This window comes from Pseudomonas sp. NPDC087342, from assembly GCF_044744265.1.
In the GTDB taxonomy this organism is placed as follows: Bacteria; Pseudomonadota; Gammaproteobacteria; order Pseudomonadales; family Pseudomonadaceae; genus Aquipseudomonas; species Aquipseudomonas nunensis.
Genome location: NZ_JBIUXZ010000001.1, coordinates 551,024 through 568,250 on the forward strand (window position 1 = coordinate 551,024; position 17,227 = coordinate 568,250).

The 17,227-nt window shown below is 59.8% G+C and carries 10 protein-coding genes; 8 read left to right on the forward strand and 2 right to left on the reverse strand.

What is annotated here, in order from left to right; all coding sequences use genetic code 11:
• Nucleotides 1-100: 100 nt before the first annotated feature.
• The 8 genes from ACIOYV_RS02660 to ACIOYV_RS02695 all read left to right on the forward strand — a co-directional run bounded on the left by ACIOYV_RS02660 (nucleotide 101) and on the right by ACIOYV_RS02695 (nucleotide 11,295).
• Nucleotides 101-991, forward strand: coding sequence for an NAD(+) kinase (locus tag ACIOYV_RS02660; RefSeq protein ID WP_010459816.1), 891 nt, complete (start codon nucleotides 101-103; stop codon nucleotides 989-991).
• A complete protein-coding gene (locus tag ACIOYV_RS02665; protein ID WP_177332710.1) occupies nucleotides 988-1,962 on the forward strand; it encodes a metallophosphoesterase in 975 nt (324 codons plus the stop codon). Before ACIOYV_RS02660 ends, ACIOYV_RS02665 begins: the two co-directional genes overlap by 4 nt.
• Nucleotides 1,959-2,828, forward strand: a complete 870-nt coding sequence (locus tag ACIOYV_RS02670) for a rhomboid family intramembrane serine protease (protein WP_401320616.1) — start codon at nucleotides 1,959-1,961, stop codon at nucleotides 2,826-2,828. Before ACIOYV_RS02665 ends, ACIOYV_RS02670 begins: the two co-directional genes overlap by 4 nt.
• 33 nt (nucleotides 2,829-2,861) lie before the next feature.
• Nucleotides 2,862-3,122, forward strand: a complete 261-nt coding sequence (locus tag ACIOYV_RS02675; RefSeq protein WP_054047564.1) for a YeaC family protein — start codon at nucleotides 2,862-2,864, stop codon at nucleotides 3,120-3,122.
• Entirely contained in the window at nucleotides 3,119-3,949 is an 831-nt protein-coding gene (locus tag ACIOYV_RS02680) for a DUF2797 domain-containing protein (RefSeq protein ID WP_265045131.1), read from the forward strand. Before ACIOYV_RS02675 ends, ACIOYV_RS02680 begins: the two co-directional genes overlap by 4 nt.
• A gap of 10 nt (nucleotides 3,950-3,959) precedes the next feature.
• Entirely contained in the window at nucleotides 3,960-6,617 is a 2,658-nt protein-coding gene (gene pepN, locus ACIOYV_RS02685; RefSeq protein ID WP_401320620.1) for an aminopeptidase N, read from the forward strand.
• 1,211 nt (nucleotides 6,618-7,828) lie between these two features.
• Nucleotides 7,829-8,881 (forward strand): WD40/YVTN/BNR-like repeat-containing protein, encoded by a 1,053-nt coding sequence (locus tag ACIOYV_RS02690; protein ID WP_401320621.1) that lies wholly within the window; start codon nucleotides 7,829-7,831, stop codon nucleotides 8,879-8,881.
• 29 nt (nucleotides 8,882-8,910) lie between these two features.
• Entirely contained in the window at nucleotides 8,911-11,295 is a 2,385-nt protein-coding gene (locus ACIOYV_RS02695) for an RND family transporter (protein WP_163909771.1), read from the forward strand.
• A gap of 123 nt (nucleotides 11,296-11,418) precedes the next feature.
• Here ACIOYV_RS02695 and ACIOYV_RS02700 read toward each other — a convergent pair whose 3' ends face one another.
• Nucleotides 11,419-16,155 carry a dermonecrotic toxin domain-containing protein gene (locus ACIOYV_RS02700; protein ID WP_401320623.1) on the reverse strand — a complete coding sequence of 1,579 codons (4,737 nt, stop codon included), beginning with the start codon at nucleotides 16,153-16,155 and terminating at the stop codon, nucleotides 11,419-11,421.
• Between the two features lie 262 nt (nucleotides 16,156-16,417).
• Nucleotides 16,418-17,146: a FadR/GntR family transcriptional regulator gene (locus ACIOYV_RS02705; protein ID WP_054047576.1), complete on the reverse strand. Its 729-nt coding sequence runs from the start codon at nucleotides 17,144-17,146 to the stop codon at nucleotides 16,418-16,420.
• Between the last annotated feature and the right edge of the window lie 81 nt (nucleotides 17,147-17,227).

Here is a 17,227-nt window from a genome sequence, read left to right on the forward strand (position 1 = left end):
GAGCATAGCCTCTTAAGTCATGGCTTAAAGGATTTTGTCTATCCCGCGCTTTCGCCCATAATCGTCGCTTTAGCCCGACGCAGAACCTCGCAGGAGCCCCATGGAGCAATTTCGTAATATCGGCATCATCGGTCGCCTGGGCAGTTCGCAGGTGCTGGATACCGTCCGCCGACTGAAACGGTTTCTGCTCGATCGTCACCTGCACGTGATCCTCGAAGACACCATCGCCGAAGTCCTGCCGGGGCACGGCCTGCAAACCTCGTCGCGCAAGATGCTCGGCGAAGTGTGTGACATGGTGATTGTGGTCGGCGGTGACGGCAGCCTGCTCGGCGCCGCACGCGCGCTGGCCCGACACAATATCCCGGTGCTCGGGATCAACCGTGGCAGCCTGGGTTTCCTCACCGATATCCGCCCCGATGAGCTGGAAGTCAAAGTCGCCGAAGTGCTCGACGGCCACTATCTGGTGGAAAACCGCTTCCTGTTGCAGGCCGAAGTCCGCCGCCATGCCGAGGCCATCGGCCAGGGCGATGCGCTGAATGACGTGGTGCTGCACCCCGGCAAATCCACGCGCATGATCGAATTCGAGCTGTACATCGACGGCCAGTTCGTCTGCAGCCAGAAGGCCGACGGCCTGATCGTCGCCACGCCGACCGGTTCGACCGCGTATGCGCTGTCCGCCGGCGGGCCGATCATGCATCCCAAGCTCGACGCTATTGTGATTGTGCCGATGTACCCCCATACCTTGTCAGGCCGGCCAATTGTGGTCGATGGCAACAGTGAGCTGAAAATCGTCGTGTCCAAGGATATGCAGATCTACCCGCAAGTCTCCTGTGATGGGCAGAACCATTTCACCTGCGCGCCGGGTGACACCATCACCATCAGCAAAAAAGCCCAGAAGTTGCGGCTGATTCACCCTCTCGACCACAACTACTACGAAGTGTGCCGGACCAAGCTCGGCTGGGGCAGTCGGTTGGGTGGTGGAGGCGACTGATGCTCGATCCCGCGCGTAGCTACGACCTGATCGGTGACGTGCACGGTTGCGCTCTGACCCTTGAGCACTTGCTCGACCGGCTCGGTTACCACAAGCAGGGTGGTGTCTGGCGGCATCCGTCGCGCATGGCGGTGTTCGTCGGTGACATCATCGACCGCGGCCCGCGTATTCGCGAAGCGCTGCACATCGTCCACGACATGGTCGAGGCCGGCCAGGCGCTGTGCATCATGGGCAACCATGAATTCAACGCCCTCGGCTGGAGCACCCCGGCGCCACCGGGCAGCGGCAAGCAGTTCGTGCGCGAGCACACGCCACGGCATGCCCGGCTGCTCGGCGAAACCCTGACTCAATTCGAAGATCATCCCGCCGACTGGCATGACTTCCAGCAGTGGTTCTATGAACTGCCGCTGTTCGTCGATGCCGGACGTTTCCGCGTGGTGCATGCTTGTTGGGATTCGGGCCTGATCGAACCGTTGCGCGCGCTGTTCCCCGACGGTTGTGTCGATGAACACTTCCTCCAGGCCTCCGCCGTGCCGGGCAGTTTCGCCTGCACCGTGTTCGATCGCCTGCTGCGCGGCACCGACATGCGCCTGCCTGATGGCCAGACCATGACCAGCGGCGATGGCCTGACGCGTTCGTTCTTCCGCACCAAATTCTGGGAAGACGACCCGCAAACCTACGGAGACATCGTGTTCCAGCCCGACGCCTTGCCGGAGCCGGTGGCGCGTACGCCGCTGTCGTCCACCGAGAAAAACACCTTGCTGCGCTACGGCGTCGACGAGCCTTTGCTGTTCGTCGGCCACTACTGGCGCAGCGGCAAACCGGCGCCGATCCGGCCGAATCTCGCGTGCCTGGATTACAGCGCGGTGCTGTACGGCAAATTGGTGGCTTATCGCCTGGACCAGGAAACCCGTCTCGACCCGCATAAATTTGTCTGGGTCGACGTCGAACGGCCGGAGGCCTTGCAATGAGTGTTGTGGCGGTATTGCGTCTGCCGTTGGCGGTGGATTTGAGTGGTTTCGTCAAACTGCTGCAACGCATGCAAGTGCCTCATCGGGTCAGCGAAGAGGCGGGCGAGCAAGTGTTGTGGGTGCCGGACAACATCAGTGAGGACGTGCGCTCGTTGTATGAACGCTTCCCGGCCGGTGATCCCGATCAACAACTGGATATCCCGGTGGCGCAGGCCCCACGGCGTCCGGGTTTCGTCGAACAGTTGCGCCACAGCAAGGCGACCGCCGGCATTCTGCTGCTGTGCCTGATCGTCGGCGCCGTGACAGTGCTGGGTGAAAACCTCACCACCATGCACTGGTTCACCTTCCTCGATTTCCGCGTGATCGGCGACTACATCGAGTTCACGCCGCTGGATGAAGGTCTGGCAGCGGGGCAGTGGTGGCGTCTGGTGACGCCGATGCTGATCCACTTCGGCTTCCTGCACCTGGCCATGAACGGCATGTGGTACTGGGAACTGGGGCGGCGCATCGAGGCGCGCCAAGGCAGCATCAACCTGATCGGCCTGACCTTGCTGTTCAGCCTGGTTTCGAACTACGCCCAGTATTGGTTCAGCGGCGCGACCCTGTTTGGCGGGTTGTCCGGCGTGCTCTACGGTTTGCTCGGGCATTGCTGGATCTTCCAGCTGCTGTCGCCGAACCCGGCCTATCGCCTGCCGCGCGGCGTGCTGGTGATGATGCTGGTCTGGCTGGTGCTGTGCCTGTCCGGGCTGGTCTCGATGATCGGCTTCGGCGAAATTGCCAACGCGGCCCACGTCGGCGGGTTGCTCATCGGATGCTTCACCGGTTTGTTGGGTGGTTTGTACAACCGCCGTAAACTGGCCGTCTAAAACAGTTACTGAATAAAGAGCACGGAGACCCTGATGTCCTCTTTTAACGAAATGATCAAAAACATCACCCCCGATATCTACCAGAGCCTGAAACTGGCGGTGGAAATCGGCAAATGGTCCGACGGTGGCAAACTCACCGCCGAACAACGCGAACTGTCGTTGCAAGCGATGATCGCCTGGGAAATCCAGAACCTGCCCGAAGAACAGCGGACCGGTTACATGGGCCCGCAGGAGTGCAGCTCCAAGTCGATCAGCGTGCCGAACATCCTGTTCAAGTCGGATGCCATCCATTGATCGAGATTGGCCGCGGTGCAATCAGCAAAATGTCGGCGCGCCTGGACGGGCCGGACGTGCAGTACGCTTTTCGTCTGGGCGACACCGAGGTGCCGGTCAATCCATTGATCGGCACGACCGTGCGCCTGGAATACCTGGGGGCGATTTTCTGTTCCCATTGCGGACGCAAGACCAAAACCAGTTTCAGCCAGGGTTACTGCTACCCGTGCATGACTAAACTGGCCCAGTGCGACATCTGCATCATGAGCCCGGAGCGTTGCCATTTCGACGCCGGTACGTGCCGTGAGCCGGAGTGGGGCCAGAAATTCTGCATGACCGATCACATCGTCTACCTGTCCAACTCGTCGGGGGTGAAAGTCGGGATTACCCGCGCCACCCAGCTGCCGACCCGCTGGATCGACCAGGGCGCACGCCAGGCGTTGCCGATCATGCGCGTCGCGACCCGCCAGCAGTCGGGCTTCGTCGAAGACCTGTTCCGCAGCCAGGTGGCTGACAAGACCAATTGGCGTGCTTTACTCAAGGGCGACGCAGTATCGGTGGACCTGGCCGAGGTTCGCGATCAGCTATTTGATAGCTGCGCCGAAGGTTTGCAAGGTTTGCAGGAACGATTCGGCCTACAGGCAATCCAGACTATTGCCGATGTAGACGTCCTCGAAATCCGCTATCCGATCGAGCAATACCCGGCCAAGATCGTCAGCTTCAACCTGGACAAGAACCCGATTGCCGAAGGCACGCTGCTGGGGATCAAGGGCCAGTACCTGATCTTCGACACCGGCGTGATCAATATTCGTAAATACACGGCCTATCAGCTCGCCGTGCATCAGTAAGGACTCCAGCATGCGCACCGAACAACCGAAGATGATCTACCTGAAGGACTATCAGGCGCCTGAGTACCTGATCGACGAGACGCACCTGACCTTCGAGTTGTTCGAGGACCACAGCCTGGTCCATGCGCAACTGGTGATGCGCCGCAATCCTGAACGTGGCCCGGGCCTGCCGCCACTGGTGCTGGATGGTCAGCAACTTGAGTTGTTGACGGTGAACCTGGCCGACCGCGAGCTGAGCGCCGACGACTACCTGCTGACCGAAAACCACCTGACGTTGCATCCGCAGAGTGAACGCTTCACGGTCGACACCACCGTGCGTATCCACCCGGAAACCAACACCGCGCTGGAAGGTCTGTACAAGTCCAGCGGCATGTTCTGCACCCAGTGCGAGGCCGAAGGCTTCCGCAAGATCACCTATTACCTCGACCGCCCGGACGTGATGAGCAAGTTCACCACCACCGTGGTCGCCGAGCAGCACAGCTATCCGGTGCTGCTGTCCAACGGCAACCCGATTGCCTCGGGCCCTGGCGAAGACGGCCGGCACTGGGCGACCTGGGAAGACCCGTTCATGAAACCGGCCTACCTGTTCGCGCTGGTGGCCGGTGACTTGTGGTGTGTCGAAGACACCTTCACCACCATGACCGAGCGTTCCGTGGCGCTGCGTATCTACGTCGAGCCGGAAAACATCGACAAGTGCCAGCACGCCATGAACAGCCTGAAGAAGTCGATGCGCTGGGACGAAGAGGTTTACGGTCGCGAGTACGACCTGGACATCTTCATGATCGTTGCGGTCAACGACTTCAACATGGGCGCCATGGAGAACAAGGGCCTCAACATCTTCAACTCCAGCGCCGTGCTGGCCCGTGCCGAAACCGCCACCGACGCCGCGCACCAGCGGGTCGAGGCGATCGTCGCCCACGAATACTTCCACAACTGGTCGGGCAACCGCGTGACCTGCCGCGACTGGTTCCAGTTGTCGCTGAAGGAAGGCTTCACCGTGTTCCGCGATTCCGGCTTCTCCGCCGACATGAACTCGGCCACCGTGAAGCGCATCCAGGATGTCGCTTACCTGCGCACCCACCAGTTCGCCGAAGACGCCGGCCCAATGGCCCACGCCGTGCGCCCGGACAGCTTTATCGAGATTTCCAACTTCTACACCCTGACCGTGTACGAAAAGGGCTCGGAAGTGGTCGGCATGATCCACACCTTGCTCGGCGCCGAAGGTTTCCGTAAAGGCAGCGACCTGTACTTCGATCGCCACGACGGCCAGGCCGTGACCTGCGACGATTTCATCAAGGCCATGGAAGACGCCAACGGAGTCGACCTCACCCAGTTCAAACGCTGGTACAGCCAGGCTGGCACACCGCGTTTGGCAGTCAGCGAGTCCTACGACGCTGCGGCCAAAACCTACAGCCTGACCTTCCGCCAGAGCTGCCCGGCGACCCCGGACAAAGTTGAAAAACTGCCGTTCGTGATCCCTGTGGAGTTGGGCCTGCTGGATTCCAAAGGCGCGGCGATAGCGCTGCGTCTGTCTGGCGAAGCGTCGGCGCAAGGCACTTCGCGGGTCATCTCGGTGACTGAAGCCGAGCAGACCTTCACCTTCGTGGACATCGCTGAACAGCCATTGCCTTCGCTGCTGCGTGGCTTCTCGGCGCCGGTGAAACTGAGCTTCCCGTACAACCGCGACCAACTGATGTTCCTGATGCAGCACGACAGCGACGGCTTCAACCGCTGGGATGCCGGTCAGCAACTGTCGGTGCAGGTGCTGCAAGAACTGATCGCCCAGCAGCAGAAGGGCGAGACGCTGGTGCTCGATCAGCGACTGATTTCGGCGTTGCGCACCGTGCTGTCCGACGAGACGCTGGATCAGGCGATGGTGGCGGAAATGCTTTCGCTGCCGGGTGAAGCGTATCTGACTGAAATCAGCGAAGTGGCTGACGTCGATGCCATCCACATCGCTCGTGAGTTTGTGCGCAAGCAGTTGGCGGATAACTTGTTCGAAGCGCTGTGGCTGCGTTATCAGGCTAACCGCGATCTGTCGAAGAAAACTCCGTACGTGGCCGAGGCTGAGCATTTTGCGCGTCGTGCGTTGCAGAACATCGCGCTGTCTTACTTGATGCTGAGCGGCAAGCCGGAAGTGTTGGCGGCGACGCTGGAGCAGTTCGAGACCAGCGATAACATGACCGAGCGTTTGACGGCGTTGGCGGTGTTGGTCAATTCGTCGTTCGAAGATGAGAAGGCCAAGGCGTTGGCCAGTTTTGCCGAGCACTTCAAGGATAATCCGCTGGTTATGGATCAGTGGTTCAGTGTTCAGGCGGGCAGCACGTTGCCGGGTGGTTTGGCGCGGGTGAAGGCGTTGATGGAGCATCCGGCGTTCAATATGAAGAACCCGAACAAGGTTCGGGCGCTGGTGGGGGCGTTTGCCGGGCAGAATTTGATTAACTTCCATGCGGCTGATGGTTCCGGGTATCGGTTCCTGGCGGATTTGGTGATTGAGCTGAATGGGTTTAATCCGCAGATCGCTTCTCGGCAGTTGGCGCCTTTGACTCGCTGGCGTAAGTATGACGATGCGCGTCAGGCGTTGATGAAAGGGGAGTTGGAGCGGATTCGTGGTTCGGGTCAACTTTCGAGTGATGTGTTTGAGGTGGTCAGCAAAAGCCTGGCCTGAGTTTGGCTTGGTTCTTTCGGGGGGCTTTCGGCCCCCTGTAGGAGCGAGGCTTGCCCGCGAAGGCGCTCTTACTGGCGGTGGGGGGTGTTGGTGTACATATCCGTTTCTGCGGTAACGGCGGCTTAGGGTTTCGCCCTTACGGCGAGTCCCTTTTGGCAAACGCCCCAAAAGGAACCAAAAGGTCTCGCCCCGGCGTCCGGCCCCTCGCTTAGGCTCGGCGTTCCTTCGTTCTGGTATTCATCTGGGGGCATCGCCTACGGTCGGCTTCGCTTCGACCTCCTCTCGATGTGTGCGGCTTCGCCGCACGGCGCTACGCGCCTAACCCCCAGATGAACACCTCCACTCAGCCTCCCGAAGGGGCGGGCAGAGCAAGATCAAAAGCTGCAGGCGAGCTAACGCTCGGCCTGTTGAGTGGTGGGCGGCGGGCGGTGTGAGCCCCTCCCTGTAGGAGCGAGGCTTGCCCGCGAAGGCGGCCTGATGGACGATTCATCTCTTTCTGACGTACTGATGCCCGAGTTGCCGAAGGCTACGATCTTTTGATTCGGGCCCAAACCCCAGATCTTCTGTGGCTGTGGCTGTGGCTGTGGCTGTGGCTGTGGCTGTGGACGTTGATTTTGATGTTGATCTTGACCTTGATCTCTCGCCCATTCGGCAGGCCGAGCGTAGGTGTTCATCAGGGGGTTAGGCGCGTAGCGCCGTGCGGCGAAGCCGCACACATCGAGAGGAGGTCGTCGCGAAGCAGACCGTAGGCGATGCCCCCTGATGGACACCGTAGCGAGGGTACACCGAGCGAAGCGAGGTGCCGTACGCCGGGGCGAAGCCTTTTGCTTACTTTTCGGCGTCTGGAAAAGTGAGTCGCTGTAAGAGCGAAACCATAATCAGCCCTCACCGCAGCAACGGATATTCACACAAACCCCCAACCCCCAAATCAGCCATCACCGCAGCAACGGATATTCACACAAAACCCCAAAACCCAAATCACCCCACCTAATACCCCATCATTCACCGGCTCCCCCAAACACCCCAGGTTAACAAAACATAACGTGGCGTCGATTGTCAGACCTTTCCAAAGCCCGATAGGATAAGCCAGCTTCCGAAGGGGCTCTAGATTGCAGGTTTCAGGACTATGCTCCAACCAACCAATCACCAAGAGCACCCTTACGGCGCCCTGAAAGGTTGAACGACCTAACAATAATAATGGGGGAAGGTCTATGAGTGAGCCTGTCATGGGTGTGGGTATCTGCCGCCCGCCGGCACTACGCAAAATCGCGTTGCTGGCTACAGCGCTCTCGCTGTTGGGCTGTGCCATGTGGTCGGCACCGGTACTGGCCGCCGACGCGCCGTCCGCCGATGCGGTCTATTCCGTTGAATCCGCCAAGGCTGCCAAAAGCCTGATGCTCGACGTCGTCCACGCCGGCAAGCGCCTGGTGGCGGTCGGGGATCGTGGGCACATTCTGTATTCCGATGACCAGGGCTCGACCTGGACCCAGGCCAAGGTGCCAACCCGCCAACTGCTGACGGCGGTGTTTTTTGTCGATGACAAACACGGCTGGGCCGTCGGGCATGACGCGCAAATCCTCGCCAGCGAAGACGGCGGCGTCACCTGGACCAAACAATTCGAAGACCTGAAACGCGAATCGCCGCTGCTCGACGTCTGGTTCAAGGACGTCAACAGCGGCTTTGCCGTGGGCGCCTATGGCGCGTTGATGGAAACCACTGACGGCGGCAAGAACTGGGAAGATGCCAGCGACCGCCTCGACAACGAAGACCAGTTCCACCTCAACGCCATTGCGGCCGTGAAGGATGCCGGGCTGTTCATCGTCGGGGAGCAGGGCAGCATGTTCCGCTCCGCCGATTGGGGCCAGACCTGGGAAAAACTCGAAGGCCCGTACGAAGGCTCGCTGTTCGGCGTGATCGGCACAGCACAGGCCAACACCCTGCTGGCCTACGGGCTGCGCGGCAACCTCTACCGCTCCACCGATTTCGGCAGCACCTGGGAGCAAGTTCAACTCCAGGCCGCACGCGGCACACTGGAGTTCGGGCTGTCCGGCGCTACGCTGCTGGAGGATGGCTCCATCGTCATCGTCGGTAACGGTGGCTCGGTGGTCAGCAGCAGCGACAACGGCGAAACCTTCACCGTGTTCAACCGCCCGGACCGGATTTCCGTGTCGGCGGTCACCGCAGCAGGTAACGGCAATCTGATTCTGGCAGGACAGGGCGGCGTTCGCGCCACTTCGCCAACCGGCGCTGAGCTTGGCAAGTGAACCGGGCAAATAATAAGAAGGGCGAAGCTATGACATCATTGACCAGTCACCACCAAGACAAGGCGACGTTTCTTGAGCGCCTGATTTTCAACAACCGCCCGGCAGTGATCGTTATCTGCCTGCTGGTGAGTATCTTCCTGTTCTGGCAAGCGACGCTGATCCGGCCGTCCACCAGCTTCGAAAAAATGATCCCGCTCGAGCATCCGTTCATCCAAAAGATGATGGAGCACCGCAACGATCTGGCGAACCTCGGCAACACCGTGCGGATTTCCGTGGAAGCCACGGACGGCGATATCTTCTCCAAGGAATACATGGAGACCCTGCGCCAGATCAACGACGAAGTGTTCTACATCTCCGGTGTCGACCGTTCCGGCCTCAAGTCGTTGTGGAGCCCGAGCGTGCGCTGGACCGAGGTCACGGAGGAGGGCTTCGCCGGTGGCGAGGTGATCCCGCAGAGCTATAACGGCTCCCAGCAAAGCCTCGACCTGCTGCGCAACAACGTGCTCAAGTCCGGCCAAGTCGGGCGCCTGGTGTCCAACGACTTCAAGTCGAGCATCGTCGACATTCCGTTGCTAGAGTCCTATCCGGACCCGCAAGACCAGGGCAAGTTGCTGGCTCTGGACTACCGCAAGTTCTCCCACGAGCTGGAAGACAAGATCCGCGACAAGTTTGAAAAACAGAACCCTAACGTGCAGATCCACATCGTCGGTTTCGCCAAGAAAGTCGGCGACCTGATCGATGGTCTGGTCATGGTGGTGATGTTCTTCGGCGTCGCCTTCGTCATCACCCTGATCCTGCTGTACTGGTTCACCAACTGCATGCGCAGCACCGTGGCGGTGTTGAGTACGACGCTGGTGGCGGTGGTGTGGCAACTCGGCTTGATGCACTTCTTCGGCTTCGGGCTCGATCCGTATTCGATGCTGGTGCCGTTCCTGATCTTCGCCATCGGTATTTCCCACGGCGTGCAGAAAATCAACGGGATCGCCTTGCAGTCCAGCGAGGCCGACAACGCCCTGACTGCTGCACGGCGTACGTTCCGCCAATTGTTCTTGCCGGGGATGATCGCGATTCTTGCGGATGCGGTGGGCTTCATTACGCTGCTGATCATCGACATCGGCGTGATTCGTGAACTGGCCATCGGCGCGTCCATCGGCGTGGCGGTGATCGTGTTCACCAACCTGATCCTGTTGCCGGTCGCGATCTCCTACGTCGGCATCAGCAAACGTGCGGTGGAACGCAGCAAGAAAGACGCTCACCGCGAACACCCGTTTTGGCGCCTGTTGTCGAACTTCGCCAGCCCGAAAGTCGCTCCTGTATCGATTGCCCTGGCTCTGATCGCTTTCGGCGGCGGCCTCTGGTACAGCCAGAACCTGAAAATCGGCGACCTCGATCAAGGGGCTCCAGAGCTGCGTCCGGACTCGCGCTACAACAAGGACAACAACTTCATCATCAGCAACTACTCCACCAGTTCCGATGTGTTGGTGGTGATGGTCAAGACCAAGTCCGAAGGTTGCTCGCGCTATGAAGCCATGGCGCCGATCGACGAGTTGATGTGGAAGATGCAGAACACCGAGGGCGTGCAGTCGGCGATCTCGCTGGTGACCGTGTCCAAGCAGATGATCAAGGGCATGAACGAGGGCAACCTGAAATGGGAAACCCTGTCGCGCAATCCGGACGTGCTGAACAACTCCATCGCACGGGCTGATGGCCTGTACAACAACAGCTGTTCCCTGGCACCGGTGTTGGTGTTCCTCAACGACCACAAGGCTGCGACCCTCGACCGTGCGGTGCATGCGGTGCAGGACTTCGCCAAGGACAACAACAAGGACGGCCTGGAATTCATCCTCGCTGCGGGTAACGCCGGGATCGAAGCGGCAACCAACGAAGTGATCAAGGAATCGGAGCTGACGATCCTGATCCTGGTGTACATCTGCGTCGCGACCATGTGCATGATCACCTTCCGTTCCTGGGCGGCGACCTTGTGCATCGTGTTGCCGCTGGTGCTGACCTCGGTACTCGGCAACGCATTGATGGCCTTCATGGGCATCGGCGTGAAAGTCGCGACCCTGCCGGTGGTGGCGCTGGGTGTGGGGATTGGCGTGGACTACGGCATCTACATCTACAGCCGCCTCGAAAGCTTCCTGCGTGCCGGCCTGCCGTTGCAAGAGGCGTACTACCAGACACTGAAGTCCACCGGTAAAGCCGTGCTGTTCACCGGTCTGTGTCTGGCCATCGGCGTGTGCACCTGGATCTTCTCGGCGATCAAGTTTCAGGCCGACATGGGCCTGATGCTGACCTTCATGCTGCTCTGGAACATGTTCGGCGCACTGTGGCTGCTGCCAGCGCTGGCGCGGTTCCTGATCAAACCGGAGAAACTGGCAGGGCAGAAGGGCAATTCGTTGTTTGCCCACTAAACCGGCGAGCACCGCAATCCCCCCTGTGGGAGCGGGCTTGCTCGCTCCCACAAGGGATCTTCAGCAGGATTTAAGAAGCCGCAACCTCAGGTTGCGGCTTTTTCATGGGCGATCACCACGGATTCAGTTCGGTTCCAATGGCAGGAAATGCTCTCGGGCCAGCGTTTCGCTGATGGCGCCACGATAGATTTCGATTTTCTGTTTCGGATCTTTTGCGTTGGCCATGATCGATTCGTAACTTTCGAAGCGTTGCTCCACGGTTTTCAAATGCGCTGTCGTGTAAGTGGCTTTATCGTCCAGCAAGCCGGCGTAATGAAAATGTGCGTACCACAGGGGAGCATCGTCAGCCTTCAGCAGGGCATATTCCTGCATCAAATCTCGGCGTCCGGTTTTTAGCCTGACCCGCCGGCCAATGGGCTCGACGTGAATCACATGATGCCGCAACAGGTATTCCACACCTTCACCGGTGGGCGCCTGACCCAGCGTCATGCGGATACGCAGTTCCGTTGCCTTGCTTTCGAGGACGCGGGCCTTGTCCCGAAGCGCGGTGACAAGGGCTGCATCTCGTTCATTGTCTGATGGAGCGTGCTCATGCTTTTCCAGCTTATCGGCATACCCGATGAGCTTTTGCGCTTCGCGTTGCAGTTGCTCCTCGATTTCCTTGGGCGAACTTGCGCCTTTGGCGTAGCCGTCGATCTTGGTGACTTTTTCATGCACCTGCGCCAAGGCCTTCCGGGCGTCGCCCTTGAGCAACGGATAGGGCTTTGATGAGGCCTTGGGCGCGGGCGCTCTGACTTCGACGATCTCCACCCAGAGATTGTCGTGTTGATGGAAAGAGAACAGGGGCTTGTCATCGATTGGCCCGTTGATGTCGACGATGTCACCGCCCTGATCGGCAGTGCGTGGGCGCAGATCACCGATAAAGGTGCCCTTGGCGGTTTTGATGACTTTCTTTCGGGCCGGGGCCTGGGTTTTTTTCTTGCCTGTCTCCGCATCCTTGGAGGTGCCGGCTGCTTGCGATGAGTCTGCATGAGCGGATGTGTCGGATGATTTTTGCTGGTCCAGGGCAAGCTGTTGAATCTCATCAGCCAGACGCTGTTCGGCATCGAGGTGCAATTGATGGATGATGATCCGCAGGCGGTTGAACACCGGCATCTCCAAATCATCCACCCTGAAAATCCCGATACTGCCCAAGGCATCCTGCGCGGTGCCGTAGTGACGGACCAGGCTGTCCAGCACGGCGATGCGATCGCTGCGTTCATAGACGTGATCGGTCTGCAACTCGGCGTGAGATCGGGACAGCATCAGCAAGGGCTCGACGGCTGTGTCCAGGGCCTCGGTGGTTTCAGTGCCCAAGGCTTTGACGCTGAGGATGCGCAGGATAATCAGTTGGTAGGACTTTACCCGTAGGGCGGTCAGTTCATTGTCCGGCCTGTCCTTGTTCAATTCCTTCAAGGTTTCGGCTCCCAGCAGCGGAATCTGTTCCAGTTCCTTGAGCCGCCTGTCGATCTCTTCGTAAGAGCTGATCATGGTTTCGTTGATTTCATTGGTTTTGCGGATGAAGTCGAAATAACGCTGTACCACCGACTCGCCCTCGATACTCAGGGCTTCGTAGAGTTGTTGCACGTTGCTGGCGAATTCGTTGTATTTGGCGTTGGCTGCGGTTCGAGCATCGTCGGCCTTCACAATTCGTTTGCGAATATTCTTGATGATGTTGCCCAGCACATTGCAAATCAGTGAGTGGTCCAGGGGGAAATCTGTCAATTCGCTGGTTTCCCTCAATCCGTCAAGCAATGTGGTGTAGGTGTCGGTTTGCTTGTCGAGTTCGGCAACAAAACGTTCCATGAACGTCGTGCGCTCTTGATCCATGCTGGCGGGGTTGTTGTCTTTGAGGTCCATCAGGTTTTCCGAGATATCGACACGTTTTTGCACCCGGTCCTGTTGGGCAAAGAACTCTTGGCGCCACAGGGCCAGCTCCTCAATGCGCTCACGTCTGGCTCTGCGTGCGTCGGCGATCCGTTTTTTCGGGCCGCCGCCGACCAATTGCAGCCCTTGATCCAGTGTCCATTTGCCGCGGCCATTGGATTTGAGCTTGATGCCCGGATGGTCAGGGTGTTGCGCAGGGACCAGGAAAACCTCACCGAAGCCCGGCACGATCCGCACGCGAAACAGCAGGCCGGCGAGGCTGACGTGCCATTTGTTGTCGATGCGGTACAGCCCGTGGAAGGCGCCGATGGCAATCGGTTCCGGTAGCGACGGCGGCCATGGCACCCGCACGGTTTTCAGTTGTTCGATCAATCGGGCGGTGGCTGAATCCCGCGCCGATGACAGGTTGAAGTCCAGCAAAGTATGGCCACTTCCCGGTGGTTCGGACGGCAATCCAGGCGCTGCCTGGGTCACGGTGCTTTCGGCAATAACGTTGGCGGGATTCGGCGGCCGACGCAGCGTGGCGAAGTGGGAGTCGCGGGAAAAAGCGGGGCTGTCAGCCGCGCCGCTGTTTTGCGCCACATGCAGCAATACCAACCCAAGGTTCAACAGCACATCGACCCAGGCCTGCTCGCGCGCGGTGACGTCGTCGCTGTCGAGGGCGGGAAGATCCTGAGTCAGGCTGTGGGTGATTTGCAGCATCCAGCCCACCAGCATGGCCGGGCCGCGCAACATTGGCAGAATCAGGTTGTTGAACAACAGCCAGCCGCCTTCGAGAATGATCGCCCAACGACTTTCGGCGTTCGATACCGACTGCCAGTCACCCCGTTCCGCCAGTGCACGGGCATTGCTGTCGAATAACCAGGCAAGCAAGTGACCTTGTTGCAGTGCTGTGAGCCAGTCGGTGGCCGCTTCGTTACCGACCAGAATCGCCGGTTTTGGTTTTTCCGGGCGAGCGAACTCATCACCGGGATGAAAATGCACGATGTGTGGCTCGTTGAAACCGTTGTTGTCGTAGATCGGCCGCGCGCGATCGGGTAACCAAGTCAGTACGCTGGTCTGTAGCGGACCCGGTTGTGCGATCGCGTTCAGCAAGGCTTGCCGGCTCGAGTATTGCAGCATTGCCGGAACGTACATCGGCCGATAAAGAATATGCGGGCCATCGGCCTTCAAGTCTCGGGGCTCGATGATAAACAGGTTGCCGGCGACGTCGCATTCGGCGTCGGCTTTCCTCTGGAACGCCAGTGGCCGCAGGACAATCTCCTGGTCATCGACGAAGCGTTCGGCGGTGGTCTTGTGCATCAGTGCCTCGACGTAGCGGTAACCCTGGCGGGTGAAACCTTGTTCAGCCTTGATCGAGTGTTCGAGTGCAAGCATTGGCAAGCTGACGGCCAGTTCCAGGCTGAACAGTCGCTGGCGTTCCCGCGCTTCGGGCGTGTCGGCCAGCAGTTCGGTGCGGATGTATTCGGGGTAGTGTTTGCCGATGTCGACACGGGTCACCAGCTCCAGCAGATAGGCCTCGGTGGTCCAGTCCTGGACCAGTTGCCCCGCGGTGTGGCGCACGGTCATCCGGCCCTTGGGTTTGCCTGCCAGGTTCTTGATCGCCAGCTCGGTCAGCGACATTGTCACCGGCTCGATGTAGCCGCTGCCGAGGTCGCCGACCGGCACGTGGAAGGTCAGTTCCAGTTCGTCAGGGTTGTAACCGGGGGCTTGCGGCTGGTCCAGCAGCATCTGTTGGTGCAAGGCTTTTTTGGCAAAGCTGTGAAGGTCATCGATGCCGGCGTGGAAGGTGCTGCCCAGGTTTTGTTGCTTGATGCTGGCGTGTTCCAGCACATGCTTGCGGTATGTCATGCGATCGATGGCGCTGGCGCTTTGCAGCCACTCGGGCAGGTTTGACTCGATGTGCTGGAAGAGCATCGGGCTCGCGGTCTGGACGGGCGACGAAGTGACGAACAGCGCCGCCACATCGGCGATCGCTGCGAAGCGTTTTTCCAGCTCGTCCAGCGGTCGGCCTGCGGGCAGCTTGAACGCGGCCAGATCGTCCAGTTGCTGGTTCAGTAGCAGGGCGGCCTGGGTGTCGAAGATATTGCCGTCAGGCTCAAAGCGTTTCCAGATGATGGTGTCGGCCATGAAGGTGCGTTGAAACCGCGCTGCCCAGGCCTGGCCGAACATTTCCATGGACGGGAATGCTTCAACAGCGCCAGTCACGCTGCACAACAGCAGGGTTTCACCACAGGCCAGCAGAATGTCCGGGCTTTGCAGGCTGACCGATTGCTGATTGATGTTCAGGGTCGCTTCAAGCGTGTAGGCATGGATGACGCCTTTTGCCCAAGGTGCCTGGAGGCGCTCCTGTTTGTCGGGGTGGCGGGTCAGTTCGGTGAGGACCTCGGCGTGCAGCGCATTGATCGGTGCATGCTGTACCGCTGCTGTTTTCAACACCCCGTTCAGCAGATCCCCCAGCCATTGCCAGCGGCTGGCCCCCGCGTTGATCGGCTCATTCCAGTAGTCAGTCAATGCTTGTTGATACGCGACCGACACAATGGCCGGCAACTCACGGATGACGTCAGCGATGACCTGCATGTCCGGTTCGCGTCGGGCGGTGCTGTCGAGGGTCAGGTGCGTCGGTGCCTTGTTGGTGAGGAAACAGGCGCGGCCATATTGTTCGCTGAGCAGCGGTGGTTTACCGCTTGCCAGGTACGCGAGCGCCACTTCCAGCAGCAGTGTCAGGCGCCAGCCTCCCTCGGGAAGCGGTTGTGCCAAGCGGGTTCGCTCAGGGGCGAAATCCAGTGGTGGGTATTTTTCCAGCAGGTCTTCCTTGAGCAGGCTGGCGGTTACCGAGCGCAGGGTCGGGCGAGTGCTGAACCGAGCGCTGATCGTTCGGGCAATGATGTCGGTGGAATCGGCTGTGACGGTCGATGATGAAACGGTGGGCATGATGCAATCCTTTGCATGGTTGATACCTTGAACATAGAACGTTGGCGGGCGAGGTGTGCGGTACCCGGGTACCGCACAGGTGTCGATTGAATGGGATATGGCGCGCGCAGAAACAAAAAAGCCGCGACCTGAGGGTGGCGGCTTTCTTGTGGTTCACACAGATCAAATGTGGGAGCGGGCTTGCTCGCGAAGGCGGACTATCAGCCAACATCTTTGCCGACTGACATACCGCCTTCGCGAGCAAGCCCGCTCCCACAGGGGTTTAGTGGTTGTTGGTGGGATCGGCGCCGAGCACTACGTTCAGCGCGCTGCGCGCATCATCCAGTTGCACCAGCGTCGCATGCCGGGCGCCCAGTGCATCGCGATTCTCGATAGCGGTGAGAATCGCCTTGTGCCGTGGCAGCGCCAGTTCGTGCAGGTTCGGTCGCTGGTTGGAATGCTTCAACGCCTCGGCAATCGCCACCGCGAGCATGTTGCACAGGTTGGCCAGCAAGTCGTTGTGGGTCGCGTCGGCGATGCGGCTGTGGAAGTCCAGGTCTGGTTGCAGCAGCGCTTCCGGGGTCGGCGCGGCTTCCATCCGTTGGTAGGCTTCGCCGATGGAGGCGATGTCGGCGTCGGTGGCGTACTGCGCGGCGAGGGCGGCGGCGGCCGGCTCGATGATGCTGCGCACGCTGGTCAGCAGGCCGAAGAACTCATTCTGCGGACTGCTTTGCATCAACCAATGCAACACGTCCGGGTCGAGCATGTGCCATTCCTTGCGCGCCTTGACCACCGTGCCGACCCGCGGACGGGAATACACCAAACCCTTGGCGACCAGCACGCGCGTGGCTTCGCGCAACACCGGCCGACTCACCGCGTACTCTTCGCACAACAGGGCTTCGGCGGGCAGTTTGTCGTCGGGCTTGAAGCGTCCGGAGACGATCTGCATGCCCAGTTCCTGGACGATGCGCGAGTGCATGCTTTTGCGGTCGGAGGGTTTGCGGTAATCCATGGGGAACGAAGCAATCCTGGGCGATGGGGGTGTGGCGCATGATAGCAGGCGTGGACACAATCTTGAGACGGGCATAGATCA

What these genes read in the sequence shown, in the direction of transcription:
- ACIOYV_RS02660 (WP_010459816.1), top strand. Translation starts at nt 101, where the DNA reads ATGGAGCAATTTCGTAATATCGGCATCATCGGTCGCCTGGGCAGTTCG.
- ACIOYV_RS02670 (WP_401320616.1), top strand. Translation starts at nt 1,959, where the DNA reads ATGAGTGTTGTGGCGGTATTGCGTCTGCCGTTGGCGGTGGATTTGAGT.
- ACIOYV_RS02675 (WP_054047564.1), top strand. Translation starts at nt 2,862, where the DNA reads ATGTCCTCTTTTAACGAAATGATCAAAAACATCACCCCCGATATCTAC.
- pepN (WP_401320620.1), top strand. Translation starts at nt 3,960, where the DNA reads ATGCGCACCGAACAACCGAAGATGATCTACCTGAAGGACTATCAGGCG.
- ACIOYV_RS02690 (WP_401320621.1), top strand. Translation starts at nt 7,829, where the DNA reads ATGAGTGAGCCTGTCATGGGTGTGGGTATCTGCCGCCCGCCGGCACTA.
- ACIOYV_RS02695 (WP_163909771.1), top strand. Translation starts at nt 8,911, where the DNA reads ATGACATCATTGACCAGTCACCACCAAGACAAGGCGACGTTTCTTGAG.
- ACIOYV_RS02700 (WP_401320623.1), bottom strand. Translation starts at nt 16,155, where the DNA reads ATGCCCACCGTTTCATCATCGACCGTCACAGCCGATTCCACCGACATC.
- ACIOYV_RS02705 (WP_054047576.1), bottom strand. Translation starts at nt 17,146, where the DNA reads ATGGATTACCGCAAACCCTCCGACCGCAAAAGCATGCACTCGCGCATC.